At 68.5% G+C, this 26,022-nt stretch carries 27 protein-coding genes and 2 pseudogenes; 16 read left to right on the forward strand and 13 right to left on the reverse strand.

The window, feature by feature from the left end:
- Window positions 1–238: 238 nt before the first annotated feature.
- Together OG990_RS16400 and OG990_RS16405 are read right to left on the reverse strand one after the other, a co-directional pair.
- Window positions 239–2,608, reverse strand: a complete 2,370-nt coding sequence (locus OG990_RS16400) for an ABC transporter permease (protein ID WP_406081315.1) — start codon at window positions 2,606–2,608, stop codon at window positions 239–241.
- Window positions 2,605–3,297 (reverse strand): ABC transporter ATP-binding protein, encoded by a 693-nt coding sequence (locus OG990_RS16405; RefSeq protein ID WP_406081316.1) that lies wholly within the window; start codon window positions 3,295–3,297, stop codon window positions 2,605–2,607. The genes OG990_RS16400 and OG990_RS16405 overlap by 4 nt, the downstream gene beginning before the upstream one ends.
- A 142-nt stretch (window positions 3,298–3,439) precedes the next feature.
- On the opposite strand from OG990_RS16405, the gene OG990_RS16410 reads away from it, so the two are divergent.
- The 7 genes from OG990_RS16410 to OG990_RS16440 all read left to right on the forward strand — a co-directional run bounded on the left by OG990_RS16410 (window position 3,440) and on the right by OG990_RS16440 (window position 10,620).
- Window positions 3,440–4,255 carry a sensor histidine kinase gene (locus OG990_RS16410; protein WP_406081776.1) on the forward strand — a complete coding sequence of 272 codons (816 nt, stop codon included), beginning with the start codon at window positions 3,440–3,442 and terminating at the stop codon, window positions 4,253–4,255.
- A 41-nt stretch (window positions 4,256–4,296) separates the two neighbouring features.
- Window positions 4,297–4,974: a response regulator gene (locus OG990_RS16415; protein ID WP_406081317.1), complete on the forward strand. Its 678-nt coding sequence runs from the start codon at window positions 4,297–4,299 to the stop codon at window positions 4,972–4,974.
- 268 nt (window positions 4,975–5,242) lie between these two features.
- Complete coding sequence (locus tag OG990_RS16420) at window positions 5,243–6,529, forward strand: IS256 family transposase (protein WP_406078358.1); 1,287 nt, start codon at window positions 5,243–5,245, stop codon at window positions 6,527–6,529.
- Between the two features lie 351 nt (window positions 6,530–6,880).
- A complete protein-coding gene (locus OG990_RS16425) occupies window positions 6,881–7,489 on the forward strand; it encodes a dihydrofolate reductase family protein (RefSeq protein ID WP_406081318.1) in 609 nt (202 codons plus the stop codon).
- 53 nt (window positions 7,490–7,542) lie between these two features.
- A complete protein-coding gene (locus OG990_RS16430) occupies window positions 7,543–7,866 on the forward strand; it encodes a YciI family protein (RefSeq protein ID WP_406081319.1) in 324 nt (107 codons plus the stop codon).
- Window positions 7,863–9,095 (forward strand): RNA polymerase sigma factor, encoded by a 1,233-nt coding sequence (locus OG990_RS16435; protein ID WP_406081320.1) that lies wholly within the window; start codon window positions 7,863–7,865, stop codon window positions 9,093–9,095. The genes OG990_RS16430 and OG990_RS16435 overlap by 4 nt, the downstream gene beginning before the upstream one ends.
- A gap of 415 nt (window positions 9,096–9,510) precedes the next feature.
- Window positions 9,511–10,620 carry an IS110 family transposase gene (locus OG990_RS16440; protein WP_406081322.1) on the forward strand — a complete coding sequence of 370 codons (1,110 nt, stop codon included), beginning with the start codon at window positions 9,511–9,513 and terminating at the stop codon, window positions 10,618–10,620.
- A 201-nt stretch (window positions 10,621–10,821) separates the two neighbouring features.
- Here the strand turns inward: OG990_RS16440 and OG990_RS16445 are convergent, their stop codons facing one another.
- Window positions 10,822–11,391 carry a DUF1349 domain-containing protein gene (locus tag OG990_RS16445; protein WP_406081323.1) on the reverse strand — a complete coding sequence of 190 codons (570 nt, stop codon included), beginning with the start codon at window positions 11,389–11,391 and terminating at the stop codon, window positions 10,822–10,824.
- A 272-nt stretch (window positions 11,392–11,663) separates the two neighbouring features.
- Between OG990_RS16445 and OG990_RS16450 the strand changes: the two genes are divergently transcribed.
- From OG990_RS16450 to OG990_RS16465, 4 genes are all read left to right on the forward strand, one after another.
- Window positions 11,664–12,098: a hypothetical protein gene (locus OG990_RS16450; protein WP_406081324.1), complete on the forward strand. Its 435-nt coding sequence runs from the start codon at window positions 11,664–11,666 to the stop codon at window positions 12,096–12,098.
- A gap of 177 nt (window positions 12,099–12,275) precedes the next feature.
- Complete coding sequence (locus tag OG990_RS16455; RefSeq protein WP_406081326.1) at window positions 12,276–12,398, forward strand: hypothetical protein; 123 nt, start codon at window positions 12,276–12,278, stop codon at window positions 12,396–12,398.
- Between the two features lie 45 nt (window positions 12,399–12,443).
- The gene (locus OG990_RS16460) at window positions 12,444–12,674 is read left to right on the forward strand and encodes a hypothetical protein (RefSeq protein WP_406081327.1); all 231 of its coding nucleotides are present in this window, start codon (window positions 12,444–12,446) and stop codon (window positions 12,672–12,674) included.
- Window positions 12,675–12,737: 63 nt separating this feature from the next.
- On the forward strand, window positions 12,738–12,914 hold the full coding sequence (locus tag OG990_RS16465) for a GyrI-like domain-containing protein (RefSeq protein WP_328414801.1): 177 nt from the start codon (window positions 12,738–12,740) through the stop codon (window positions 12,912–12,914).
- Between the two features lie 5 nt (window positions 12,915–12,919).
- On the opposite strand, the gene OG990_RS16470 is transcribed toward OG990_RS16465, so the two are convergent.
- Entirely contained in the window at window positions 12,920–13,075 is a 156-nt protein-coding gene (locus OG990_RS16470) for a hypothetical protein (RefSeq protein ID WP_406081329.1), read from the reverse strand.
- Window positions 13,076–13,192: 117 nt separating this feature from the next.
- Between OG990_RS16470 and OG990_RS16475 the strand changes: the two genes are divergently transcribed.
- Window positions 13,193–14,182, forward strand: a complete 990-nt coding sequence (locus OG990_RS16475) for an IS481 family transposase (RefSeq protein WP_406081777.1) — start codon at window positions 13,193–13,195, stop codon at window positions 14,180–14,182.
- Here OG990_RS16475 and OG990_RS16480 read toward each other — a convergent pair.
- The gene (locus OG990_RS16480; RefSeq protein WP_406081331.1) at window positions 14,081–15,160 is read right to left on the reverse strand and encodes a hypothetical protein; all 1,080 of its coding nucleotides are present in this window, start codon (window positions 15,158–15,160) and stop codon (window positions 14,081–14,083) included. The two genes, OG990_RS16475 and OG990_RS16480, sit on opposite strands and share 102 nt — an antisense overlap.
- 296 nt (window positions 15,161–15,456) lie before the next feature.
- Here OG990_RS16480 and OG990_RS16485 point away from each other — a divergent pair, with 296 nt between their 5' ends.
- A complete protein-coding gene (locus tag OG990_RS16485) occupies window positions 15,457–16,185 on the forward strand; it encodes a methyltransferase domain-containing protein (protein WP_406081332.1) in 729 nt (242 codons plus the stop codon).
- A gap of 219 nt (window positions 16,186–16,404) precedes the next feature.
- Here the strand turns inward: OG990_RS16485 and OG990_RS16490 are convergent, their stop codons facing one another.
- The 8 genes and pseudogenes from OG990_RS16490 to OG990_RS16525 all read right to left on the reverse strand — a co-directional run.
- The gene (locus tag OG990_RS16490) at window positions 16,405–16,848 is read right to left on the reverse strand and encodes a hypothetical protein (protein WP_406081334.1); all 444 of its coding nucleotides are present in this window, start codon (window positions 16,846–16,848) and stop codon (window positions 16,405–16,407) included.
- 138 nt (window positions 16,849–16,986) lie between these two features.
- Window positions 16,987–17,307, reverse strand: a complete 321-nt coding sequence (locus OG990_RS16495) for a DUF1737 domain-containing protein (RefSeq protein WP_406081335.1) — start codon at window positions 17,305–17,307, stop codon at window positions 16,987–16,989.
- Complete coding sequence (locus OG990_RS16500; RefSeq protein ID WP_406081336.1) at window positions 17,249–17,623, reverse strand: ATP-binding protein; 375 nt, start codon at window positions 17,621–17,623, stop codon at window positions 17,249–17,251. The genes OG990_RS16495 and OG990_RS16500 overlap by 59 nt, the downstream gene beginning before the upstream one ends.
- Before the next feature lie 168 nt (window positions 17,624–17,791).
- Complete coding sequence (locus OG990_RS16505; RefSeq protein WP_406081337.1) at window positions 17,792–18,877, reverse strand: hypothetical protein; 1,086 nt, start codon at window positions 18,875–18,877, stop codon at window positions 17,792–17,794.
- Window positions 18,878–19,083: 206 nt separating this feature from the next.
- A complete protein-coding gene (locus OG990_RS16510) occupies window positions 19,084–19,737 on the reverse strand; it encodes a GGDEF domain-containing protein (protein ID WP_406081338.1) in 654 nt (217 codons plus the stop codon).
- 298 nt (window positions 19,738–20,035) lie between these two features.
- Entirely contained in the window at window positions 20,036–20,314 is a 279-nt protein-coding gene (locus OG990_RS16515; protein ID WP_406081339.1) for a hypothetical protein, read from the reverse strand.
- 252 nt (window positions 20,315–20,566) lie between these two features.
- On the reverse strand, window positions 20,567–21,019 hold the full coding sequence (locus tag OG990_RS16520; RefSeq protein ID WP_406081340.1) for a hypothetical protein: 453 nt from the start codon (window positions 21,017–21,019) through the stop codon (window positions 20,567–20,569).
- Window positions 21,020–21,164: 145 nt separating this feature from the next.
- A pseudogene (locus OG990_RS16525) lies at window positions 21,165–21,257 on the reverse strand (hypothetical protein); the annotation flags it as partial.
- 1,145 nt (window positions 21,258–22,402) lie between these two features.
- Between OG990_RS16525 and OG990_RS16530 the strand changes: the two are divergent.
- The 3 genes and pseudogenes from OG990_RS16530 (at window position 22,403) to OG990_RS16540 (ending at window position 25,992) form a co-directional block, all read left to right on the forward strand.
- Window positions 22,403–23,332, forward strand: coding sequence for a cation diffusion facilitator family transporter (locus OG990_RS16530; protein WP_406081341.1), 930 nt, complete (start codon window positions 22,403–22,405; stop codon window positions 23,330–23,332).
- Window positions 23,333–23,371: 39 nt separating this feature from the next.
- Window positions 23,372–23,566 (forward strand): annotated as a pseudogene (locus OG990_RS16535) (hypothetical protein); the annotation flags it as partial.
- Between the two features lie 320 nt (window positions 23,567–23,886).
- Entirely contained in the window at window positions 23,887–25,992 is a 2,106-nt protein-coding gene (locus OG990_RS16540) for an APC family permease (protein WP_406081342.1), read from the forward strand.
- Window positions 25,993–26,022 lie beyond the last annotated feature (30 nt).

Raw genomic sequence — 26,022 nt, forward strand, 5'->3', positions numbered from 1 at the left:
TCGATCAAACGAGGCGGACGCTGATCCACGCCGGAATCATTGCGATCGACGAAGTCGAACGCCACCCAATTCACGCTGAACACGACGTACCCACATCGGCATGTGCGCATGCTGGCCGAGTCGGCACGTCGTGACGCTGCGTAGCGCGCGGATCGCGGCAGAAGAGTGCACTGCCTGCTCTCGACCCTGTCGGCTCGGGGCCTGCGGTATCTGCGTCCGTAGGCCCCGAGGCGACGGCTCACTCGTTGTGGAGCACCTTGGCGATCGTGAGCCGGGCCGCGCCGCGGACCGGGACCAGTGCACCGAGGAGCGCGATCACGACGCCGGCGAGGGCCATGAGCGCGAGCGTCGGCGCCTGCCACACCTCCAGCACCGAGTGTGGGATGGCGATCCGGGCCGCGTCGGCGGCGGTCGGCACGATGTACCGGTGCGCAACGATCCCCAGGGGGATGCCGAGCACACTGCCGGCCGCGCCGACGACGGCCATCGACGTCAGCACCATCGTGACGACCTGGCGTGGCGTCATCCCGATCGACTTGAGCATGCCGAGGTCGCGGCGGCGTTCCCGGACGTTGAGCACGACCGTGTTGAAGACGCCGAGGGCCGCGACGGTGGACAGCAGCAGCGAGAGCACCGACGAGAAGCCGATCACGGTCACCGCGAAGTCGCTGAGCTGGGAGGTGTCCCACGCGTCGATCGCCGGGTCGGCCGCCTTGACCGCGGCGACGTACGCCGCGACATCGCCGCCACGCTTGAGCTGGACCTGGTAGTACACCTCGTGTGGTTTGACGGCGCGGTCCGGCGCGAGGTCGGTGAGGACGCGCCAGTCCACGAACACGCCGGGCGGTCCGGGCGCGCCGTCCATCGTCTCGCCGATCACGGTCAGCACCGTCCGCCGTCCGCCGAGATCCAGGGTGAGCTTGTCTCCGACGCTCAGTCCGCGCTCACGCATGAGTTCCGACGGCACGACTGTCTCGTGCACCCGTGTCATCCAGCGTCCGGCGGTGAGCTCGTCCTGGTAGCCCATCGACGAGTAGTCACCGCGGACGAAGTTGATGGTCAGCGGCTGGGTCTGCCCGATGGTGGGGACCGGCAGTCTGAAGACGGGGGTGACCCGGGCCACGTCCGGCAGCCCGCGCAGCAGTTGCTCGACCTGGGCGTCGGTCCGACTGGTGGTGGCCTGCGGCCCCGTGGGCGGCAGCTGACCGTCGGGGGCGATCCGCGTCCGGCCGTCGGACGGCCGGACCCCGATCTGTCCCGAGGCCCGGTCTTCGATCGTGGAGATCCGGGTCAGCGTGTCGGCCAGCCCGGTCGCGAACGTCACGGTGGTCACGCCGAGCAGGACGGCCACGACGGTGAAGGCGGTCCGGCCCGGTCGCGCGAACGGCAGGCCCAGCCCGAGGGTGACCGGACGCGACAGCCGGAAACCGGCGAGCCAGCGCTGGATCCGCGTCCCATGCCCGGTCCGTGGGGAGCTGCCGGCGCTGATCGCCTCGGCGGCCGACAGTCGGTGTGCCCGGCCGGCCGGCACGAACGCCGCCAGGGCGACGAGTGCCGGCACGCCGACCAGCCCGGCGACCCAGATCCAGACGCCGACGTTGATGCCGACGTCGAGCCCGAATCCCTCGAACCCGTCGCTCAGCAGCGGCTGGGCGGCGAGGGTGCCGGCGACGGTGCCAAGGACACAGCCGATGAGGGCGGGTACCGACACCATGACGAGGTAGACGGCGACAACCTGGCGCGGTGTGAATCCGAGCGCCTTGAGGATCCCGATGTGCCGGAAGCTGGAGACGACCGCGCCGCTGACCACGTTGCCCACGATGACGACCGCGACGATCAGTCCGAGCATGCCGAACGTGGCGAGGAACGGCACGTACACGCCGATGTCCGAGGCGACCTTTTCCTTGACCACGAGGTACGGCTGCGCGGCGATCAGCGCGCCCGCCGGCAGGCCGGCCGTGACGGCGGCCAGGTCGGCGTGGACCGCGGACTTCGTAGACACGTCACCGGTGAACCGGTAGAGCATCTGAACCGACGTGGGGTGCAGCGCGGTCATCTGCTCCGGTGACACCCAGGCGTCGGCGGTCTGGCTCAGACTGTGGGCCCGGCCGACGACGGTGTACCGCTTGCCGCCGAGGGTCACCTCTCCGCTGTCCGGCGGAAATCCCCTCGAGTCGGCGCCGGGTTCGGGCTGGTTGAGGACGATCTCGCCGGAGGCCGTGGGCCAGCGCCCCTGCCAGAGGTTAAGACGGTCCACCAAGCCGCCCGGGTCGGCGCGTCCCACGACGGTCAGCGGACCCCGTGGGCCCGGCCCACCGCCCTCGGTAAGGTCGAGCGTTACCTGCCCGAACGGTCCCGCCGCGGCCGCCACGCCGGTTCGCTGGCCGGTGAGCTGCACGTCGTTGACCTTGGTCGGGTCGTACACGGCGATCGCGTGTGGTCCCTGCTGCCTGGCGAAGGCGCGGTCGAACGGCGCCGAGGACGCCTCGAGCAGCGCCAGCGCCACGACAATCGTCGTGGTGGAGAGCAGGACGACCAGGCCGATGACGAACGTCTGCACCCGGCGTCGCCGGACTGCGGCCCGCGAGGCCCGCCACACGGCGCTCATGCGCGTTCCAGACTGCGTTCGCGGGTGATCCGCCCGTCGGCCAGTTCGACCACGCGGCTCGCACACCGCGTCGCGAGCCGCTCGTCGTGGGTGACGATGAGCAGGGTCTGTCCGATCTGGTTGAGGTCCAGCAGCAGGTCCATCACCTGCTCGCCGGAGCGGCTGTCCAGAGCGCCAGTCGGCTCGTCGGCGAGCAGCAGTGCCGGGCGGTTCATGAGGGCCCGGGCCACCGCGACGCGCTGGCGCTCGCCGCCACTGAGGGCCGCCGGATACGCGTTGCGCCGGTCGGCGATGCCGAGTTCGTCGAGCAGTTCCATGGCCCGCTGGCGTGCCGGGCCTGCCTTGGTACCGGTCAGCTGGGCGGCGAGCGCCACGTTGTCTATCGCCGGTAGGTCGTCGAGCAGGTTGAAGAACTGGAAGATCATGCCGATCCGGTGCCGCCGGAACAGCGCCAGCTTCGTTTCGTTCAGGCGGCTCAGCTCCTCGTGGTGGACGCGCACCGACCCGGATGTCGGCCGGTCCAACCCGGCGATCATGTTCAGCATGGTGGACTTGCCGCAGCCCGACGGGCCCATCACCGCCACCGCCTCACCGGTGCGGATCTCGAGCGACACGCCGTCCAGGGCGGTCGTGTCACCGTACTCTTTGCGGACGTTGTCCAGCTGCACGACGCAGGTGTCAGTGGTCATGGCAGCACGCTATGGCCGCGGGTAGCGCCCGGTCGTCGGTCCCGGGATGTAAACCACCGGGGCTGTCATCCCAGGGATGTACCGGCTAAGCACCGGGGATGATGTGGCACCGATCTGCGTTTGCGAAGATTCTTGGGTGGGATTGGGGGCGGTGTGGCTGGTCGGCGCTCTCGTCGCAGCCTGCGCGACCGCGGTATGGCTCGGTGTCGCACTCGTCCGGGCCCGGCGCGCGCACCGTCGGGCGCTGGAGGAGCGGGGTTGGCTCCTTGAACGGGAGCGGGAGAGCGCAGCCCGTACCGCAGTCGACGCCGAGCGTGCCCGCATCGCCCGGGAGCTGCACGACATCGTGAGCCACAACGTGAGCCTCATGATCGTGCAGGCCGCCGCCGCGCGCGAGGTGCTCACGACCATGCCCGACGATGCCGCAGCGGCGCTGTCGGCAGTGGAGGGCGCCGGACGGACCACGATGACCGAGCTACGGCACCTGCTCGGCTTGCTGGCGCCCGCGGCGGACGGCGACGATGCCACGGACGGCGCCGACCTGGCGCCCCAGCCCAGCCTGAGCAGGCTCAGCCCGTTGATCGACCGAATCGCGTTCGCCGGCCTGCCGGTAGAGGTGCGGATCTCCGGTGAGGCCCGGCCACTGCCGTCCGGGATCGACGTCACTGCGTACCGAATCGTGCAGGAGGCACTGACGAACGCGCTGAAGCACGGCACCGGAGGGAAGGCGGAGGTGACGATCCGCTACGCCGAGCACTCGCTGCGGGTGGAGGTGCTCACCAGAGGTCCCAGCGTGCTGACGGGCGACCAGCCTGCACCGCGCAGCGGAGACGGCGCCGGGCGGGGATTGCTGGGGCTGCGACAGCGCGTTGGGGTCTACGGTGGCGATCTCGACGCCCGCCGGCGGCTCGGCGGCGGGTACCGGGTCCGCGCCCGCATCCCGGTGGAGCACCCGTGAAGGCCCAGCCCGACCCTGCCAGACCGCCCGGGCCGGCGCCTTTGCCCTCGCCGCGTGTGCTCATCGCCGACGACCAGGAGCTGATCCGCACCGGCTTCCGGCTGATCCTCACCGCCCGCGGCATCGACGTGGTCGGCGAGGCCGCTGACGGCGCCGAGGCGGTGGCGGCCGAGCGGCGGCTGCGTCCCAACGTCGTGCTCATGGACATCCGCATGCCGACGATGGACGGGCTCGAGGCAACCCGGCGCATCCTGGAGTACAGCGCCCGCTGCCGGGTGCTCATGCTCACCACGTTCGACCTCGACCGATACGTCTACGCCGCCCTGGCACTCGGCGCAAGCGGCTTCCTCCTCAAGGACGTCACCGCTGACCACCTCGCCGCCGCCGTACGCCTCGTCGACACCGGCGACGCCCTCCTCGCGCCCTCGATAACCCGGCGGCTCGTCCAGCGCTTCGCCAGCGCGGACCAATCGGCCGGCGACGGACCGACTCCCGCCATCCACCGGGATCTCGCCGCGCTGACGCCGCGCGAACTGGAAGTGCTGACGCTCCTCGGCCGCGGTCTCTCCAACACCGAACTGGCCCAGGCGCTGACCCTGAGCGAGGCGACGGTGAAGACCCACGTGGCGCGGATCTTCGCCAAACTCGCCCTCCGCGACCGGGCGCAGGCGGTCGTCCTGGCCTACGAGACCGGCCTCGTCACGCCCGGCGACGCCTGATCGCACCCCACGCGTGGAGGACGGGCACGATCGATGGTCCGAAACGGTCGCTATCGGCGGGCCTGCGGGCCTGGAACAGCCCCAGCCACTGGTCGCCCGACCGGCGCGTTCTTCGCCGGCCGGGGCTGCTCGGCTCCCACAGGGATCCCAGCTACATCCCTCGGATAAGTCGTCCAGCGAGTGTCCTGTATTCGGCATGGGTCTGTGGATCTAAAGGTGTTTCCGGCCTGACCTGCCGGGCGTTGTGCCTGGTGAGGAGGGTGCCGTGATGACCGCGACACTGAACGACCAGACTGGACGTAAGAAGCGGCCCGAGCCGTCGGCGGAGGCGAAAGCCGCGGCCGAGTTGGTGCGGGCCGCGAAGGAGCAGGGCCTGTCGCTGACCGGCCCGGATGGGCTGCTGAAGCAGTTGACCAAGACGGTCCTGGAGACCGCGTTGAACGAGGAGATGACCGAGCACCTCGGCTACGAGAAACATGATCCGGCCGGCGTCGGCGCGGGCAACATCCGCAACGGCACCAGGCCGAAGACGGTGCTGACCGACGCATCGGGGCCGGTGCCAATCGATGTGCCGCGGGATCGGGCTGGCACGTTCGAGCCCCAGATTGTCCGTAAGCGGCAGCGCCGCCTGTCGGGGGTCGACGAGGTGGTGTTGTCGTTGTATGCCAAAGGTTTGACGACTGGGGAGATCAGCGCGCACTTCGCCGAGATCTATGGCGCCTCGGTCAGCAAGGAGACCATCTCCCGGATCACTGACAAGGTGATCGAGGAGATGACCGACTGGTCGCACCGGCCCCTGGATGAGATCTACGCGGCCGTGTTCATCGACGCCATCGTGGTCAAGGTCCGCGATGGGCAGGTCGCGAACCGGCCGTTCTACGCCGCGATCGGGGTCACCCTCGACGGGGAGAAGGACATCCTCGGGCTGTGGGCCGGCACGGGTGGTGAGGGTGCGAAGTTCTGGATGAGCGTGTTGACCGACCTGCGCAACCGGGGCGTGAAGGACGTGTTCTTCCTCGTCTGCGACGGCCTGAAAGGCCTGCCGGAGGTCGTCACGAACGTGTGGCCCCGCACGGTGGTGCAGACCTGCATCATCCATCTGATCCGCAACACGTTCCGGCTGACCTCACGCAGGTACTGGGACGAGTTGAAGCGGGACATCAAGCCGATCTACACCGCGGTCAACGCCACCGCGGCCCGGGCCGCGTTCGACGACCTGGCCGACAAGTGGGGCGGGCGGTATCCCGCGGTGATCCGGTTGTGGGACAACGCCTGGGCCGAGTTCATCCCGTTCCTCGACTACGACCTCGAAATCCGCACGGTCATCTGCTCGACCAACGCGATCGAGTCCCTCAACGCCCGCTACCGCCGAGCGGTCAAAGCCCGTGGGCATTTCCCGAACGAGCTGGCCGCGTTGAAGTGTCTGTACCTGGTGACCCGGTCCCTGGACCCCACCGGAGCAGGAAGAACCCGATGGACGATGCGCTGGAAACCCGCGTTGAACGCCTTCGCCATCACCTTCAGCGACCGCTTCCCAGCCGCTGAAACCTACTAACCAAGATCGCCGGAAACACCGTTAGCGAGACAGCCCCTTCGGCGTGTCCGGAAGCTGGGCGGCCCAACTCGTCATGACGTTCTGTAGCGCGCGGTTCGCGGCATGTGCGGACGACTAGTAAGGATCTTCGTGATCGATCGATCTGGTCCAGGAGCTTGTCCGCGCTGGGCGTGCTTGAGGAGGCGGAGCGCAATCGCTGCGAAACTGCCGTGTTGTCGGAGCGATGACGACCGGCGTCCCGGAAAATTCTTCAAAGAAGTCCGGGAGGGGGTGTCGGATCGGGGCGGTGGTGTTCGTAGCAGGGGTGAGGCCGCCCACAAGGGGCGGCGCCAAGGCAAAGGAACCGCGATCATGAAGCTGACGACCATGACCCAGGTCACCCTCGATGGAGTGATGCAGGGAAACGGCGCCGCGTCGGATGACCGCAGGAACGGATTCGAGCGCGGCGGATGGGCCCGGGGGGCGGGTGACGACGAGACCAGGACGTTCATCACGCAGACCTACCAGCGCGCCGACGCGTTCCTGTTCGGCCGGCGCACCTACGAGTTGTTCGCCGGCTCCTGGGGATCGATCGACCAGATGCGCGCACATCCCATCGGCGTGGCCTTGAACGAGGCCCCCAAGTACGTTGCCTCGACCACGCTCACCGCGCCGCGTTGGGAGGACACGACCGTTCTCCGCGGTGACCTCGCGGCGGCCATCAGTGAGCTGAAGGCCAAGCCCGGGGGTGAGCTGCAGGTGCACGGGAGTGGCGCCCTGGTCCGGTGGCTGTTGGAGAACGATCTGGTCGATGAGATGACTCTGATCGTGATCCCGGTGATCCTCGGCCAGGGCGCGAGACTGTTCCCGGAGACCGGTCCGGATCTTGCGCTCGACCTGGTCGAGTCGCGGGTCGACTCGAAGGGCGTGACGATCCAGGTCTACCGGCCGGCCGGGCGCCCGCGGTATGCAACGGCCTGAAGTCCCTGACCGCCGAACCACGCTGTCTTGATACCAGAGGAGATGATCTTCAGATGCAGTACCTGGTTTCCGTGATCGATGACAAGAGCAATCCCGGCAGCACGGACGGGCGGCCTGCCATCAGCGCGTTCAACGAACGGCTGAGCGCCGAGGGCTACTGGGTTTTCGCGGGCGGACTCGCGGACACCGACGCGGCCACGGTCATCGACAACCGGGGCGAGCAGGCGGTGTTCAGCGACGGGCCTTTCGTGGAGTCGAAGGAGTACCTCGCCGGCGTCTGGGTGTGGGAGGTCCCCGATCTGGATGTGGCGCTCAAGCTCGCCGCCGAGGCGTCGAAGGTCTGCGATCGGAAGATCGAGGTGCGGCCGTTCCAGTGAGCGACGTCGAGGAGGCGGTCACCCGGGCCCACCACGACGAGTGGGCCCGGGTGGTCGCCTCGCTGACCCGGCGTTTCGGTGACCTCGACATCGCCGAGGAGGCAGCGGCCGAGGCGTTCGCGACCGCCGTGGAGCGGTGGCCGGCCGACGGCGTACCCCCCAACCCCGGCGCCTGGCTGACCACCACCGCCAACCGCAAGGCCATCGACCGGATACGGCGTGAGAGCAAACGCGACGACAAGCACAAGGAGGCTCAGATGGTGTACGACGACCCGCCCGAGCCTCGCGGCGCCATCGACGACGACCGGCTGCGGCTGATCTTCACCTGCTGTCACCCGGCGCTGGCGATGGAAGCCCGCGTGGCGCTGACGCTGCGCATGGTCGGCGGGCTGACCGTGCCCGATATCGCCCGCGCCTTCCTGGTGCGGGAGACCACCTTGGAGCAGCGGATCACCCGCGCGAAGGCCAAGATCAAGGCGGCTCGGATCCCCTATCGCGTGCCGGCCGCCGAGGATCTCCCGGCACGCGTCGCCGCCGTCCTCACCGTGCTGTATCTCGTGTTCAACGAGGGCTACCTGGCGACCGGCCCCGACACCGATCCGGTGCGTCACGACCTGACCGCCGAGGCGATCCGGCTCACCCGCCTGATCAGCGCTCTGCTGCCGGAGGACGGTGAGGTGGCCGGGCTGCTGGCGCTGATGCTGCTCACCGAGGCCCGCCGCCCCGCCCGGGTCTCGGCCAGCGGCGAACTGGTCACCCTCGACGAGCAGGACCGTGGGGCCTGGGACAAGGCGCTGACCGCCGAGGGCCACCGGCTCGTGCGCGAGCGCCTCGCCGCTGCCGCCGCCGGGGTGGCCCCGGGTCGCTACCAGATCCTCGCCGCGATCAACGCCGTGCACACCTCCGCCCGCGACATCCGCGACACCGACTGGTCACAGGTCCTCGCCCTCTACGACCAACTCGTCCACCTCGACTCCTCGCCGATCGTCGCCCTCAACCGGGCCATCGCGGTCGCCGAGCTCGACGGACCGGAGGTGGCGCTGGCGGCCGTCGACCGTCTTGAGGACAAGCTGGCCGGCTATCACGCCTACCACGCGACCCGCGCCGACCTGCTGCGCCGGCTGGGCCAGAGTCAGCAGTCGCGTGCGGCCTACGACAAAGCCATCGAGCTGGCGGGCAACACCGCCGAGACCGCCTACCTGACCCGCCGCCGCGACCAACTGCGGTAGCGCCCACGGATCCCGATCGAAACCCCGCGCGCAGCGGCGGCCGGCCCCGACGCAATCAGATCGGCCCGATACCCGCATGAGATCGTCAGCTTCTACGGTCGGCACTGCACTGTCATCGGCTACTTGTTTCATTGACCTGCGACCGTGGCCCGGCCAGGCTTCGGTCGAGGCGCCCGGGCTGTCGCTCTCTTTTCGGCTGCCCACGCTGGTCGTGTGGCTCTCATTTGGCCTGCGCGGCCCGGGCGTCGCCCCAGGGCGGGGAGAGGCTCCAGAGGGGTTTGCTTGGCTCGAAGTAGCGTTGCCCTCCCGGCTCGACAACCAGGTGAATCGAGCTTCGGAGGGCGCGTTGACTGTCACATCAGACCGTGTGGTCATCGGGATGGACCCGCACAAACGCTCTGCCACGATCGAGGTCATGGCCGGCGACGAGACCATCGTCGGCGGCGGTCGCTTCGACACGGGCCGGGACGGCTACACCACGATGAGGAAGTACGCCAAGCAGTGGCCGAACCGGGTCTGGGCGATCGAGGGCTGCCAGGGCATCGGTCGGCACATCGCCAACCGGCTACTCACCGACGGCGAACAGGTCGTCGACGTCCCGCCGAAGCTGTCGGCCAGGGCGCGGGTGTTCGCGACCGGGCAGGGCCGCAAGACCGACGCCACCGACGCCCACTCCATCGCGCTGGTCGGCACCCGCATGGCCGGCCTGCGTCCAGTGGTCAACGACGAGCAGCTCGCCTTGCTGCGGATCCTGGTAGACCGCCGCCGCTCACTTGGTGAAGACCACACCCGGATGGTGTCCCAGCTGCACCAACTGCTCCTCGAACTCATCCCGGGTGGCGCGAAGAAGAGCCTGTCCGCCGCCCAGGCCAAAGCACTACTGGCCACGGTCCGGCCCCGTGACGCCGTCGGCAAGACCCGCCGGCGGGTCGCCGCAGAGCTGATCAGTGACCTCGAACGCGTCTACCAACGCTCCAAGGAAGCCGACAAGGAACTAAAGGAGCTCGTGGCGTCCACCGGAACCACGCTGATGGACCTGCACGGCATCGGACCCTCCGGCGCCGCCCGGCTGCTGGTCGAGGTCGGCGCCATCACCCGGTTCCCCAACCGGGCCCACTTCGCCTCCTGGAACGGCACCGCCCCCATCGACGCGTCCTCCGGCGAGCAGGTACGCCACCGCCTATCCCGCGCCGGGAACCGGCAGATCAACCGGGTGCTGCACATCATGGCCACCGTCCAGCTCCGCAACCCCACCGAAGGCCGCGCTTACTTCGACCGCAAGAAAGCCACCGGGAAGACATCGATGGAAGCGATGCGCGCGCTGAAACGACGCCTGTCCGACATCGTCTACCGACAGATGATCGACGACGCCACGATGGCCACGGCGACGGGCCCGGGAGGACAACGGGAGACGACTACTGACTCCAGCGTGACCAGCTCACATCCCCATGCCGGCTCTTCGGAGAAGTCACTTCCCGGACCCGCCAGACCCCAGCCTAGAACAACCCTCGCCGCGGCCTCTTGACACAGAGGGGAGCCATGTGCGCATGCTGGCCGAGTCGGCACGTCGTGACGCTGCGTAGCGCGCGGATCGCGGCATGATTGGATGCTCAGCTGCGGGTCAAGGGCCACCGTCCGTAGCAAGCTGGCTCACGGGTAGGGCGTGAGGCCACGTTGACGACGGGCACAAGCCCATCTCGCTTCTCACGTCACGAGCGTGCCCGAACTACTCGAGGTTTTCGCGGGAGATCGGCGGCCCGATCCGAAGGTCCCGGAATGTAGCTTGCAGACCGGCACGCTCCGGCGAGCAGCACATGATGCCGACGTCCACAGTGGCGGGAAGGTCGAGATAACCAAGGCGCAACAACTGCCAGGGACCGTCGCCGCTGCGGCAGTGCACGGTCACTGCGGCGCCGAAGCGGGTGACTCGCATCGAGACCTCGCTGGGAACCCCCGCGATCGGCGCCATCGACACGTCTGAGAAATCACGTGTGAAGACCGTGCTGATCTGCACAGCGTCCGACGTGACCTCCAAGCCGGCCTTCAGCCAGTTGCGCTCGTCGGCTCGGATCATCATGCCGGCCTGGTCGAACCGTGTCGTATGCGTGGCAGACACGATGACCTCGGCCGTGAAGTCACCAGTCGTCGGCTGGTAGAAGAAGTGCCCGTTGTCGGTGGTCCAGCCGTAGAACGTCTCGCGCCAGAAATCGGTCCTTAGTTCCGTGACTGCGCGGAGGACGCCGTCCTCCAGTGACCAGTCACGCGGCTCGTTCAACCACGACATGTTCTTCAGCACGGCGGAGAGCGTAATCGCCAGGCGGCCCCCGCGCAGACCCTTACGACGCCGTCCAATCTCGAAGGACGCTCAGCACGGCACATCCGGTCATCGGCATGATGGGACGCCCAAGCCGGCAACCTTCGGCTACAGCCAGTGACGGGCCCTTCAACGACCGGCGGGCGCGGTCGGCGGCAGAAGCGGATGCTGCGCGGGCTGGCCAGATGCGTCGGCCGCTGCCACCGCTGCTGTGCTACGGGGCAACGTGAGGGGATACATGATCCAATGGCGCGATGGAACTCACCAAGCAGTTCAGCGAGCAGCAATACGCTCGGGCGCTGGAGTCATGGACCTGGCTGGATCTCGACGGTAAGGCTCCGCGGTTTACCTCGCTGTTCGGCGATGTGTTCCTTGAGTCTACGGAAGGGGCATGGTGGTTCCTCGACAGCTTCGAAGGGGACCTCGTACGGGGGTGGAACACCCGTGCCGACCTCACTGCCGAGCTGGACACCGAAGCTGGCCAGGACAGGTACCTTCTGGCCAGCCTCGCTATGGCCGCATACCACCGGCGCGGGCTTCGCCTGGACGCCGGCCAGATCTATGCCTATGCGCCGCCGCCGATCGTCACCGGTAGCTTCGACGTCGACCAAATTGAGGTGTTCGACTTCGTTGCGGTGGTCAATACCGCTGGCCAGCTCCACGAGCAGCTACGGAGCACGCCCAGTTAGGAGCTGGCCCATCGAAACGGTCGGCAGACCCGCCCGTGGTGACTGCCACGGCGCTGGTCGCGGCAACCAGCGACGAACGCGCTCACATCGGCACGACCGGACGCTGATCGAGCGCGCGGTCAGCGGCAGGTGCGGATGTCACGCGGGCCTCTCCGGTATCCGTGCAAGGATCTTCTGGTGGTCATGGAACCGGTCCCAGCTACGAGGACCTGGCTGTTCGAGGCGGAGCCGGTCCATCGGTACGCGGACGACGAGCGTGAGGCCGGATACGAGTTCGACCGGCGAGAGCTGTGGCCCTAAACGGCAGTGACGTTCCGAACCACGCGAGCCGGCTACGCCATCGAGATGTACATCGAGCCGGGATACGAGGTCGTTCGGCTACGGTTGCGGACCGTCCCGGAAAGACCTGAGCTGCTCGACCTGGATTTGCGTGGCGTTCAAAGCGTCCGAGTCGAGCGCATCCATTGTCGCGAGCTGGTACGGGTCGATTTCCCGGATGACTCGCCGGCTTCCGCCCTGTGGCTACGGATGAAGCCTGCCGTCGCGCTGCACTGGTCGTATGGCGTGGCGAGTTGAGGTGGCCGCCCGGAGAGCGGCATGACCCAGCCTTCATCCAATCCGGGACCTGAGTTGACTGCCGTGTCGTGGGACCGAACGTACGCCGAGCTGCCGCTCGCCGACACTGCCCTGTTCTCCTGGATCCACGAGCGAGGGTTGCGCCCGCTGGCGCCGGTGCGGGAGGCGTACCTCGTCACGCCCGGCGAGACCGAGCCGCACGAGCGGGCGACCAGGATCGCCGTCCCGGTGGCCGAGTAATGCGGCTACTCGATGATGTAGAGCGCGCCTTCGGCGAGCACGTGCGCCGCCTTGATCCCGTCGGGCACACCGGGAGCCTCCAGCCACTCCGGCTCCAGCCGATCGGCCCAGCCGACGATCTCCGTCGCGAGTGCAAGCGCCCGCTCGTCGCGGCCGTGCACGAGCTCTAGGTGTTCTGTTCATGGACGTTGGTGACGCGTCGGGATCTTGAAATGGTGAGGACCTCCCGGGTAGGTGTGGAGCTACCAGACAGCCGCACCTGACCCATGGAGGTCCTCGTGGTTCACCGTAATGCTCCGTTGTCCGAGACTGGCAGGCTGCGTCTGGCCCGCTGTGTGGTAGACGATGAATGGCCGTTACGCCGCGCTGCGGAACGGTTCCAGGTCAGCCCGAACACGGCGAAGCGGTGGGCGGATCGGTACCGCGTCGAGGGTCCGGCGGGGATGGCCGACCGGTCCAGCCGCCCGCACCGCTCACCGCGGCGCACTGCGGCACCCATCGAACGGAAGGTGCTGCATCTGCGGGCCAAACGGCGATGGGGACCCGCTCGCATCGGGGGTCGGCTCGGGTTGGCGGCCTCGACGTGCCACGCGGTGCTGCGCCGAGCCAAGGCGCCTCGCCTGGCGCACCTGGACCGAGCCACCGGCCGACCGATACGCCGCTACGAGCACGCCGCGCCCGGAGACCTGGTCCACGTCGATATCAAGAAGTTGGGCAACATCCCCGACGGCGGCGGATGGCGCACCCAAGGCCGCCGGCAAGGGAAACTCAACCGCACCGCCACCAAAGGCCATGCCACCGACCGCTGGGGCGGTGCCCGACTCGGCTACGCCTACCTGCACACCGCGATCGACGATCACTCTCGGTTGGCCTACACCGAGATCCTCGATGACGAACGCAAAGAAACCGCTGCGGCGTTCTGGCAGCGGGCCCAGACCTGGTTCTCCGCCCACGGCATCGCCGTGCGTCGAGTCATCACCGACAACGGATCCTGCTACAAGTCGTTCCTATGGCGCGACACCCTGCGCGATCTGGGCGTCAGCGTAAAGAAGACACGCCCGTTCCGACCACAGACCAACGGCAAAGTTGAACGCTTCCACCGCACCATGACCGAGGAATGGGCCTACGCCAAGCCGTACTCCTCAGAGACCGCCCGCCGAGCAGCTCTACCCGCCTGGCTGCACGCCTACAATCACCACCGGCACCACACCGCGCTCGGCGGCCCACCCGCCAACCGCGTCCCCAACCTCTCCGGGCAGAACATCTAGGGCGAGCCGCAGGTACGCGCCCTGCTGCGTCCCGTCGAGCTCGGCGGCCAGGGCGGCGATCCGGTCGGCGGCCCGCACCCCGTGACCGGGATGTTGCGCGGCGAGGACGGCGAGCACGAACCGGATCCCCTGCGGCTCGGCGTCCCACCGGTCCAGCAACACCGGAACCTGGTCGCCGACGGTCCGGAAGACCTCCTCCGTCCAGGCGCCCGGCTGGAGGGTCTCCCCCTCGTCCCGGGCGAGCTCGGCGAACCCGACCAGGTTGTCGTTGCGGCGGCCACCGGCCACCATCAGCCACAGGTAGAGATCGCGGCGCTGCCGCGCCGGCACTACGTCCGCGACGATCAGCTCAGTCAGGAACGGCAACGCCGGGGCCGTGGCCTCGTAGCAGTCGCCCTGGTGCAGCAGGTCGTCGCCGAACAGCTCGTCGAGGACCCCGTCCCACTCCTGCGTCCCGCCTGCCAGCTCGCGCAGCAGGTCGGGAATGTCGTCGGCGGAGCCGTGCGCATGCTCCAGATCGGCCCACGGCACGTCGTCGAGCCCGGTCAGCTCCACGGTCCCGGGCGCGGAGAAGTCCGGCGTGAGCGCCAAGGGCCCCAGGGGCGGCGCCGGGACGACGGTGACCTCCGGGACCGGTGGACGCGCCTTGGTGCCGATCACCTTGATCGGGGCGGTCCAGGCGCGATGCTCAGCGATCCGGCTGACGTCGAACCGGCCGCCACCACTGGGCCGTCCGCCGTGCGCCCGCGCGATCACCGCCGCTTCGCGGCTCACCGCCTCGATCTGCCGGCGGCCAACGGTGTCAACCGGATAGGGGCCCTCGTCGAGCGCCATCACCAGCCAGCCGCCGTCCGGGTGCGGCCGGGCGAGGACGCGCGGGAACCCGTACGCCGCCAGCTCCTCAGCGGACGCCTGTGCGGCTGCCTCGTCCGGTACGACGAAGTCGTGCATTCCCGCAATCGCGCTCCAGCCCGCCACGTGCACGTCTCCGTCCTGCCGCCGATGCTTCTCCCTGCCAGCCTGCCAGCTGGCCAGTTCGGCCGTCCCGGTACACCCGACGGCCCCCGACGCCTGTAGTCGCAAGTCTGGCCGATGCCGCGCCGGTCGCGCGATGTGGAGTGGTCGCTGTCATCGTTGCTGTCCGGCGCATGACTCGCGTCGAGCACTACTGCGCGCCTGCCACGCACAGTGACGCCCGATCTGCGGCATGAGAGTGCACGTGGTCGGCAGAAAACGAGTGGCCGGGACTAGTGGCTGCTGAGATTCTGCAGGGCATGTACGGATTCCAGCCCAGTGAGAGCTTCGGCCCGGAAGTGGCCGGCCGCTATGATGACAGCCCTCGCGGGGATGAAGAGGCGGCAACCGATCTGCTTGCCCAACTAGCCGGGGATGGCGCAGCCCTGGAGTTCGCCATCGGCACCGGACGGATCGCGCTTCCCCTCGCCCAGCGTGGGGTGCCGGTCGACGGCGTCGAACTGTCCCAGTCGATGGTCGACGTACTCCGTTCCAAGCCGGGAGGTGCTGCGCTCGACGTGACCGTCGGCGACATGACCTCGATTCACACCGGGAAGAAGTACGAGGTCGTTTACCTGGTCTACAACACCATCTTCAACCTGCTGACCCAGGACGATCAGGTCCGATGCTTCGAGAACGCCGCCGCTCACCTGACAGGCACCGGTGTGTTCCTGGTCGAGGCCGCAGTTCCAAGCGCGTGGCTACCGACCCACTCTTACGCGAACCCCGAAAAGGTCGACCTCGACGCCGTGACCCTCGACGTGTGCACCTACGACCCGGTGACGCAGATCCTCGACGAGAACCATGTCCGCATTTCGAAGGACGAAGGAATCAGGTTCGGGCCGATCTCCTGCCGGCTGGCATGGCCGTCCGAGCTCGACCTCATGGCACGACTCGCCGGGCTTCGCCTGGCGGACCGCTGGGGAGGTTGGCATCGCCAGCCGTACACCGGCAAGGACATGCACGTCTCCGCCTACCGCCTTGTCTGACGACCTTCAACCAGCGCCGTCTCATGAAAGGAGCCGGGCCTGTCGCGCAGAAGAGCAATGCGCGCACATCGGCACGTCCGGACGCCCAGCGGGACGCTGGCAGTCACGGTCTGTAAGGCGCGGATCGCGGCATAGCGGATGCCGTCGGGCGACGTTGCGCGCTGCGATGGAGTCGTGATCTGGTCGCCCGTCGCTGGACGGGCGCGGCGGCCGTCGGAATCAGTCGCCCGAGTAGCCCCAGAAGTAGATCTCCGCACGTTGACCAGCGTCGTCGTGCAGCACCGCACAGCGACCGAACCATCGTCCCCTGACAAGTCCATCGATGGCGTCGATATGCGCCCGCGTCAGGCGGTCGGTTCCCGCCCGTTCCTTGGCTTCGTCTGCCGACACCGGCTCCACGGTGCGGTAATCCGGGCGTTCCTCGGGACCCAACACGTGGTCCATGTCGAGTATCGAGTGTGTCCCACACTCCTGGACGTATTCGTCAGCGAAGAGCTCCGCTATCCTTTGCGGCCGCGGACGCCGCTCCTCCGGAGGCACCCAGTCTGCGGTGAGGCCCCAGTAGTAGTCGCCCTCCGCGAACACTTTCTGACGCAGCGCCTGAAGCGCGAGGTCTAGGTCTGGCTGGTAGGGGACAAAGTAGCCCCACGCAGATGCGCCCACGACATCCTGCTTTCCGTCACGGCCTCTGCGGTGGCAGCGGCTCGGCCTGTGCGGGGACCATAGCGGCGAAGTCCGACAACCCTCGCTGAACGCCAACCCGGGGCATGAGCGCGCGGTCAGCGGCGTGAGCGTGCGTCTCTACCTGGCGCTGCCCTCGGACGCCTCGGGGCCGACGTAGTGCGGCAGCACCAACGCTTGAGCGGCGATGACGCGTTCACCGTTGGAGGTCAGCGCCGGGGACCCATACAGCTGACAGCCCTGGTCGAGAAGGCCGCTGACGCGGGCGCAGAATTCAGCATCATCGGGTCCGGTGATAAGGCGGTAGCCGAGCGGCTCAGAGAGATCTGACACTGTCCCCAGTGGCGGCCAGATAGTTCCCCGCCGTGGGGTGGTGCTGGGGTCAGTGCAAGGCTTTGACTCCTTGTCTGGCGGTGGCTTGGTTGAACCGGTAGCTGTCACCCTGAGTCACGACGACGTGGGCGTGGTGCAGGAGCCGGTCGACGGTGGCGGTGGCCAGGGTCTTGGGCATGATCTCGTGGAAGCCGGAGGGGTGCAGGTTCGAGCTGACCGCGAGACTGCGTCGCTCGTAGGCGGCGTCGACGAGGCGGTAGAAGCCTTCGGCGGCGTCCGGGGAGACCGGTAACAGGCCGATGTCGTCGATGATGATCAGGTCGGTGCGGATCAGTCTGGTCATCGCGCGGGCGACGGAGTCGTCGGGGCGGTGGCGGCGGACCATGACGCCGAGGTCTTCGATGGTGAACGAAGTGCTCTCCACAGCATTGCTAGTTCACGCAATGTGCAACACCAAGCCTCGGCATCGGCCTAGCCACCAACGGCGTCTGCACCCTCTTGCGTCGTGGGCTGCGGTGCCCTCCCAACGGTGATCAAGTTTCCGATGTCGGCGGTGGGACAGGCGGAACTGTGCCACCGCCGACATCGCTATCTACTTATGATCTTGGGGCTTGGGTTGGTGGCTGCTGAGCATGCGTACGGTGGTGCTCAACCGGATCGGCGCATCGTCGGGGCCCCTGAGGAACGGGTGGATGTAGACAGGGCGGCGCAGCAACCGGCCGGGGCCGTGGGCTTGGTTGCGCCAGTGACCGGAGACCCAGAACCGGCTGGTCTGGGAGCGCCCTTGGCTGTCTGGCGTTGGTTCCCCGTCCGGCGCTGGGATGGTGCGGCGGCCGCGGATGCGCACGATGCGCAGTTCGGGTATGGGCCGGTTGGTGCGGGCGTAGGTCTTGGCGACGGTTTTGTCGACTCGCACCGTGGTGACTTCTGCGGTTTGCTGTGCGATCAGCAGCCATGTCGCGACCAGCGCTGCCGCCGGATGGTCACCGGGGGTCAGGTGCTGTTCGGGGAGGTGGGCTGCGCTCATCGGTGCGAGCCAGCCGACCTGTTCGCGTAGCCGTTGCAGTGGTTTGCCGTGCAGTCCGGCGCCGATGGTGCGGTAGAGGACGACGGGGCGGCCTTCGGTGGTGTCGGTCCAGGATGCGGCGGTGATCTGTCGGTGTGTGACTGGCCGGGGCCAGATCAGCATTCCGTCGGTCGAGGGGATGAGGTCGCGGCTGATGCGTACGTCGGGAAGCTGCGCTGCGGCGTGTTCGGCCAGGTCGGTGAAGTCGTTGTCGATCCAGTACAGGTGTGATCGTTCGAGACCGGCGGCTATCTGCTGACGTCCGTCGGTGATTCCGAGTGCGGCGGGCAGGTTGTCGGTGCTTCGGTAGAAGCGGGTGAGCCGGTCACGGACCTTGGGCAGCTCTCCGGCGGCGATGGTGGTTGCCGGCCAGGCGGTCGTCGTGATGAGCGTTCGGCTGGGGAGTCGAGCGTCGAGGAACGCTAGGTGCAGTTCCTCGATTCGTTGTCGTGCCTGTAGATGGTTGGCGAGGCCAAGTGCCCGTACCGCGCGGTCGATGACCTTGTCGTTGCGGCCGTCGTCGATGTGGGTTTGGCAGGCCGCGCATGCTGCCCAGGAGTGGCCGAAGTCTTGGACCAGCCCTGCGGTGGGGCCGATGGTAATGGCGGTCACCTCGCCGCCGTGCAGTGTCCAGATCGGGTACGGGTCGCCGCAGAAGTCGCAGCTTCGGCGCACGGTGTCGAGCTGGCTGACCGGGACGGGCGCTGGTTCGTGTCCGTCGGTGGCGAGGTGGGTCGGGTGTACGTAGGTGGGTGGCACGCCGAGGGTGTTCAGCGGTGAGAGGCAGGTCTGACAGGCCATCTCTTCGTGCGGGGCGGTCATGCCGTGGCCCCATCGGTGGGCTGGCGGCGGTCGCGCAGGCGAGGTCCGCGACGGTGCTGTGCGGGCGGCATGGTCATGCCCAGCTGGTAGATGGCGTGGCGGTTCCGGCCCTGTCGCTTGGCGTGGTACATGGCGATGTCGGCGTGGTGCAGGGCCACTTCAGTGAAGGGGTCGCCGGCGTCGACGAGGGCCAGGCCCACGCTGGCGGTGACCGTGGCGGGGCTGTCGTCTGCGGAAAGTGCGATGGGCTGGGAGATGATCGTGGCGAGGGTGTCGGCGATGCGGTTCAGGTCGTCGGTGTGGGCCGGCAGGAGCGCGGCGTATTCGTCGCCGGCGAGCCGCGCGGCGGCGCCTCCGTGAAGGGCGGCGATGTCGGTGATGCGGTCGCCGACGTCGATGAGGAGGTCGTCTCCCCGGCCGTGGCCGTGGGTGTCGTTGATGTGTTTGAAGTCGTCGAGGTCGATCAGGGCGACGATGATGGGCTGTGCGGGGGCGGTTTTGGCGAGGGTTGCGTGCGCGGCCTGCAGGCCGGCGCGGTTGAGCATGCCGGTGAGCGGGTCGTGGAGCATCGCCGAGGTGGCGTCGGCGAGTTGGGTGCGGAGGCCGTGGATTCTCGGCCAGGCGGTGAGCCTGCCCAGGGCGAACGCCACCACTGCGGTGGCGATCATGATCAGTGATAGGGACACTGGGTTCCTCCTTCAGTGGAGAACCCGGGACGCGATCGTTTGGTAGGCGGCGCGTCCCGGGTCCTGATACGACGACGGCCCGCCTGTGGCGGGCCTCGTTTACGGGTTGGTGCCGCTCGGGCTCACGGCGTCGGTGATGACGACGACCTCCCCGAGGAGGCGTCATCGGGGTGGTTCAGTCAGCAGCGCTCGTGCCGGCGTAACTGCGAGTTGGTTGCAGCCGTTGGCGCGCGATGCGACGTCCGCCGACCGGGAGTTGGTGTCAGCGGCGCACCGGGTGTTCGGTCTGGTCGGCGCGAAGTCTGGCGGGTAGGTCGGCTGGTATCTCGGCGTAGGGTTCGACGGCCAGAAGCACCTCGGCCGGGTCGAGAATCGTCTCGATCCGGCCGAGGTGGATGGTGTCGGGTTCGTGGCGGGGTTCGGTGACCGGGTCCCAGGTGAAGTCGACGACGGTGGGGAAGTACGTGCGGTGAGGGTTCCAGCCGACCTGGATGGTGTACCGCTCGGACCCGGGTTTGGGTGTGAGGGTGTACAGGCTCATGTGTTCCTTTCCTGGGGTTGCTGCCCCTGCCCGGCACGTCCTGCGCCCACGGCTGGTCGTGCAGCAGCGGCCGCTGACCTGGATGGTTTTGCCGGGCGGGACGTTGCGTCGTCGTGGCTCACTCCCCCGTCGTGGCCCACGCTGTAAGTCGCCGGCGGGGTCTGGTCCGCCACGCCGGTGAGGGAGCACGGCGTGCTGCTGCGCCCCTGGTAGGAGGGCGAGTGGGGGCGCCGGCGGCAGGTGCGCCGATGCTCATGCCGGCAGGTGGCGGGCGCGTTCCTCTGCCACTTCGATGATCTTGTCGCGTCGCGCGGCGGGCAGGTCGACGAGCAGGTCGACGTAGTGCTGTTCCTGCGCGGTGAGCGGCTCGGCGAACGCCGCCTTGTAGGCCAGCCGCGCTGCCTCGTGTGCGGCCTCGATCGGGCCACTGTGGTCGTAGGCGGAGGTGACCTGGCGAAGCTGTGCGGCTGCCGCGAGCGGGTCTCGGGACAGCGTGGTGTCGTAGAGGCGGAAGTTCACCGGAAGGTCGGCCGCGGTGATCGCGGTGATCAGGCACAGGTTGGCCTGGACGTCGTAGGCGAATGCCTCGCTGCGGGTGGGCGTTTCCCCGCGGGCGCGCAGGGCGGCGCGTTCGGCGTGCCAGCGCAGTCGGGCTTCTTCGGCGGTGCGGGCGAGAGACAGCAGGATGCTGCGAATGGGATCCACGGTGGTTACTCCTGTTCTGAGGGGTGTTCGGGTTCCGGGTCGACGGGCTGGGGTGGGCGCCGGTGATCGCCTGCTCGACGACGGAGGGCGGCAGACCGGCGTGCAGGGCCTGCACGAGCAGGCCGGCGAGCTGGTAGGCGGGGTCGACCTGCAGGGCACGCTCGGCGGCCATGACGGCCAGGAGGCCGTCACCGCAGCGCCACGCGGTGAGCGCGAGCACGGCCGCGGGCGCCGGCACGAGCGGCTCGTCGGGCGGCGGGTGACCTCGGCTCAGAAGGTGACGTGCTGTTCGTGCGGTTGACTGTCAACGGCGAGGTCCCGCACCGGCCTGTGCGTCAGCGGCACGGTCAGCCAGGCCACCTCGTCGTCCCGTCGGTCATCGCTGCACCGCCCGACTGCCGGCAGTAGCCGAGGGCGTGCCCGCGACCAACCCGGCGCGCGAAGCCAGCCGATCGGTGGCCACGTCGTGGGCTGGGCGCGCTGCGGCGTGTCTGCCGACCACCGCGGAGGTGCTGGGGCGGAGGCTAAGTGGGGTGGCGTAGTGGATGTCGGCTGGAGGCTCGCTGTCTCTCAGGCGCCAGGTGGGACGAAGCATGTTGTCCTCCACAGGACAGCAAGAAGGCGGCCACCGGTTGGTGGCCGCCTGAAGGGATGGGGGTGCCGCGCCCCTGTCGCGTGGGCGAGGGGCGTGGGCTCTGTGCGTGCCAGATCCGAAGCTGGCGGCGGCGGCCGACCGTGACTGGTGGGCGCGATGCCGTCGCGGGAGGCGTCGGATCAGTGGCACTTGGAAAGTAGGAGAACCCTCAAGTTAGCCGTGCGGGGAGCACCGTTGGCCGGGCTGTCAGGTTCGGCCTCCTGGCAGAACCTGACAGCCCGCAATTGCCTGGCCGCTACCATCCCGTTCGCCCTCGACTTCCGAACGGGGTGCAGATCCGCGCGGATCCGGCCCGGCAGGGCAGAAATTCCGACGGCCAACGGCACGGTGGGTGGACGGCACCATCACGTCTGGAGTTGCTCCCCGGCCACGCCTCTGCTGGCAGGCGGAAAGGCGCGGCGCGGCGCGGCGGTGACGATCGCTTGTTCAGGAGCTCCAGGTGTCGAGCATGCCGTGCAGGCGGTCTTCTCGGACGACTGCAGGGGCAGGCCCCACCTGTATCTCACGGCGGTCCACATCATGCTGTAGGTGCACCGATAGGACGACAGCGGCGCTGCCATGTCGACCGATCCTGGTCGCCCCTAACCTGATTCACGTTTTCGGCCACCGCGACCAGTTGCGGAGGGTGCGGTCGTTGGCGAAGCTCAGCCGGCGGCTGGTGGTCCGCGGCACCGCCTGTGCCTGTCGGTTTGTCCGCCCCGCCGACACCCGGCCCATAGCCTGGCTTCATGACCGAATCGGACGAGCAGTCGCAGAGCGTCCGCACAGTGATCGTGGCCGGTTCCGTCAACGTCGCTGTCGCCGCAGCCAAGGTGGTTGCGGGTCTACTCTCGGGTTCGGCGGCCATGCTGTCGGAAGCCGCGCATTCGTTCGCCGACACCACGACCGAGGTGCTGCTGTTCGTGGCGCTGCGTCGTGGCCGCCGCCGGGCCGACCCCGGGCGCCCTTTCGGCTACGGTCGGGAGAGCTACATCTGGGCCCTCCTCGCCGCGGTCTTCACCTTCGTCAGCGGCGCCGGCTTCTCCATCACCCACGGCGTGCACGTCATCGCATCGGCCAAGGAGACCGGAGATTACCTCGTCTCGTACGCGGTGCTGGTCGTCTCCTTCGTCCTGGAGTCGGTGTCCCTGATGCGGACGGTGCGGCAGGTACGGCGCCGGGCCAAACGCTGGGGCATCAGTCCAGCTAGGGTCCTGCGGCGCACGCCCAACACCGCCATCAAGGCGATATTCCTGGAGGACAGCGCCGCCCTGATCGGCCTGGGGATAGCGGGTGCAGGCCTGGGGCTCGCCGAGCTGACCGGTGACCCGGTTTGGGATGGCATCGCATCGGTCGCCATCGGTGTACTGCTCCTCGTGGTGGCCACCATTCTGGCCCGCAACAACCTCGCCCTGCTCGTCGGCCGGTCAGCAAGGGAGCCAGTTCAAGACGAGATTCGCCGGGAATTGGCCGCCCTGCCAAACGTGCAAGGCATCGTGGAGCTGCTGACCCTGCAGCTCGGTCTCGACGACATTCTCGTTGTCGCGAAGATCGACTTCTCCGACCAAGTCAGGGCCGCCGACATCGAGGACGTGGCCGACGAGGCCAGACGACGGCTCACCGCGCGTAACCCGGCGATCCGGTTCGTCTTCCTCAACCCGACGGGCGCCGGCTCCTAACCCGCGGACAGTTGATGAGGGCTGGGCAGTCGGCGCCCCGGTGCTCGGCTGGTGACCATCGCCCCGCCACCGCAGGTCGACGAGCACGGTGCCGCCACCCCGTGGGCGAACCTGGCCGGCATCCTCACCCCGTCGCGCCGCCGCCGGCTGTTCTACGGCACGCCGCACGTCGTCCTGCAGTACATCTGGACCGGCCGGCCGCTGGTCATCTCCCTGTGGGTGCCCGCTGGTATTCATCCGCCCGTCCCAGCGCGTGTGTAAGCAGACGAGCGCGGCGAGCAGGACCTGATCTTCCCGCCACGGCGCGGTCGCCCTGAACCCGCCACGATCCGGCGCCCTCGGCACCGGCCAGGCATCCGCCGCGCGCACCCCGCGGTGCCGATGGGGTGGCACCAATGCGTCGGATCCCCACCGCCGGGCCGGCTGTTCCTGGGATCGTCGGTACGGCTGGCGAGTGTTGAGCAGTAGGGGCGGGCGTGGGCAAGGAGCGGGACGGTGCGGGCGGCCGGGATCGACCGACGACTTCTCTGAGCCCATCAGCGGAGTTTCCGCCCATGTCGGCGCAGGACCTTGAGGCGCTGCGCCGGCTCGGTGACCAGTGGCGGGCCGAGGAACCGGTGCGGGCGCTGCCGGTGGATCCCGAGCTTCGGCCCTCCAGGCAGGGCGCTGGCCACACCCGAGGGCCAAACGAAGAGTTCCGGCCCGACCAACCCGGTGAGCTCACCGCGACGCCAGCGGCGGAACGGCCCGACAGGCTCCTGGGCCGGCTCGCCGTGCGGGCACGTCGGGTGCTGCTCGGGCCACCCCTGTCCAGCGCGTCCACGCTGCGGGAACGCATGCGCAAACTGATCGCGCTGCCGATCCTCTCGTCCGACCTGTTGTCGTCGGTGGCGTACGGGCCGGAGGCGATGCTGACCATTCTGGTCCTCGCCGGAAGTGCGGCCCTGGGGCTGTCCTTGCCGATCGCCGGCGCTCTGGTGGTGTTGATGATCGCGGTCGGCGTTTCGTACCGGCAGACCGTGCGCGCCTACCCGCACGGCGCGGGCTCCTACCTAGTGGCCAGCGACAGCATCGGCCCCCGGGCCGGCCTGACCGCGGCGGCCGGTCTCATCCTCGACTACGTGCTGACCGTGTCCGTGTCGGTGGCGGCCGGAATCGCCGCGATCACCTCGGCTCTGCCGGCGCTGACCCCACTGTCCGTACCTCTGTCGTTGGCGGCCATCGCCGCCCTGCTGACCGGGAACCTGCGCGGGGTCCGCGTCGCGGGAAACATCTTCGCCGCCCCCACCTACCTGTTCCTGATCGCGATCGGGGGGCTGACGCTTGTCGGGCTCGCGCAGGCCGGGGCACGCGGCTTCACCGTGACCCCGACGCCACCGGTGCCCGCGACGGAGGCTCTCGGCGTGCTGCTCATCGCGCGCGCATTCGCCTCCGGCGCCACCTCGATGACCGGCATCGAGGCAGTGTCCAACGCCGTACCGGCCCTGCGTCCCACCGAGTGGCGCAACGCCCGCACCGTGCTCACCTGGATGGTCAGCCTCCTGGTCCTCCTCTTCGCGGGCCTGATAGTCCTGATCCACCTCAACGGCCTGGTCCCGCGAGCGGACGAGACCCTGCTGTCCCAACTCGCTCACCGCACCTTCCCCCACGGACCGTGGTACGCGATCGTCCAGGCAGCCACCGCGCTGGTCCTGCTGCTGGCCGCGAACACCGCGTACAACGATCTGCCCCGGTTGCTGTACTTCATGGCCCGCGACGCCTACGTCCCGCGCCGATTCCTGCACATGGGTGAACGGCTGGCCCTCAGCAACGGTCTGGTTGCCCTCTCGGTCGCCGCCGCGGTGATCCTCACCGCGTTCGGCGGTCGCACGCAGGCCCTGATCCCGCTCTTCGCGGTCGGTGTCTTCCTGGCGTTCACGCTCTCGCAGGTCGGCATGGTGAACCATTGGCGGCGCCACCGTGAACCGGGCTGGCGGCGCAGGGCCGCGATAAACGCGTTTGGAGCGGTGCTATCGGCAATCGTGCTGGTGACCGCCGCAATCACCAAATTCACCGCGGGCGCCTGGGTGGTCGTCATCGCCGTGCCGGTGCTGGTGCTCCTGTGCCTACGGACACGACGGCACTACGACCAGGTACGGCAGACGGTGTCCCTGCGCCCCGCCCCCGCGCCAACACAGTTGCCCTCCGAAAACAAGAGTGAGCCGGACATGACACAAGAATTCCTGCCCCAACACATACGCCACCTCCTCGTCGTCCCGGTCGCCCGGTTCGACCAGACAACCCTGCGTGCTCTCGCCTACGTGGTGTCGCTCGGCCAGCCGTCACTCGCCGTGCACGTCAGCCCCGAAGATCAGGAAGCCGACCGGCTCCGCGACGAGTGGACAGCCTGGGGCGACCACATCCGGCTGGAGACCGTGGCGTCACCGCACCGCGAGATCCTCGAACCCCTGGCCCAGTACATCGCCCAACTGCACGACAGAAATCCCGACATCACTCTCACGGTGGTCATACCCGAGGTGGTGGTGGACCATCCCTGGCAGAAGATCCTGCATACACGAGTCGAGCACCGCCTCCGCAAGGCCCTGCGCCGCCTACCCCGCGTCGTCATCACCAGCATGCCCATACACCTGTCCGAGGCCCCTGCCCAGACCGCTCGCTGACACGCGCTCGGGCCGACCGCATCGGCGACG

This window comes from Micromonospora sp. NBC_00858 (genome assembly GCF_045207365.1).
In the GTDB taxonomy this organism is placed as follows: domain Bacteria; phylum Actinomycetota; class Actinomycetes; order Mycobacteriales; family Micromonosporaceae; genus Micromonospora.

Bases quoted from the DNA above. Each gene is read 5' to 3' on its own strand.
- OG990_RS16400 (WP_406081315.1), bottom strand. From the start codon at position 2,608: ATGAGCGCCGTGTGGCGGGCCTCGCGGGCCGCAGTCCGGCGACGCCGG.
- OG990_RS16405 (WP_406081316.1), bottom strand. From the start codon at position 3,297: ATGACCACTGACACCTGCGTCGTGCAGCTGGACAACGTCCGCAAAGAG.
- OG990_RS16420 (WP_406078358.1), top strand. From the start codon at position 5,243: ATGACCGCGACACTGAACGACCAGACTGGACGTAAGAAGCGGCCCGAG.
- OG990_RS16425 (WP_406081318.1), top strand. From the start codon at position 6,881: ATGAAGCTGACGACCATGACCCAGGTCACCCTCGATGGAGTGATGCAG.
- OG990_RS16430 (WP_406081319.1), top strand. From the start codon at position 7,543: ATGCAGTACCTGGTTTCCGTGATCGATGACAAGAGCAATCCCGGCAGC.
- OG990_RS16440 (WP_406081322.1), top strand. From the start codon at position 9,511: ATGGCCGGCGACGAGACCATCGTCGGCGGCGGTCGCTTCGACACGGGC.
- OG990_RS16450 (WP_406081324.1), top strand. From the start codon at position 11,664: ATGGAACTCACCAAGCAGTTCAGCGAGCAGCAATACGCTCGGGCGCTG.
- OG990_RS16460 (WP_406081327.1), top strand. From the start codon at position 12,444: ATGTACATCGAGCCGGGATACGAGGTCGTTCGGCTACGGTTGCGGACC.
- OG990_RS16485 (WP_406081332.1), top strand. From the start codon at position 15,457: ATGTACGGATTCCAGCCCAGTGAGAGCTTCGGCCCGGAAGTGGCCGGC.
- OG990_RS16515 (WP_406081339.1), bottom strand. From the start codon at position 20,314: ATGAGCCTGTACACCCTCACACCCAAACCCGGGTCCGAGCGGTACACC.
- OG990_RS16530 (WP_406081341.1), top strand. From the start codon at position 22,403: ATGACCGAATCGGACGAGCAGTCGCAGAGCGTCCGCACAGTGATCGTG.
- OG990_RS16540 (WP_406081342.1), top strand. From the start codon at position 23,887: ATGTCGGCGCAGGACCTTGAGGCGCTGCGCCGGCTCGGTGACCAGTGG.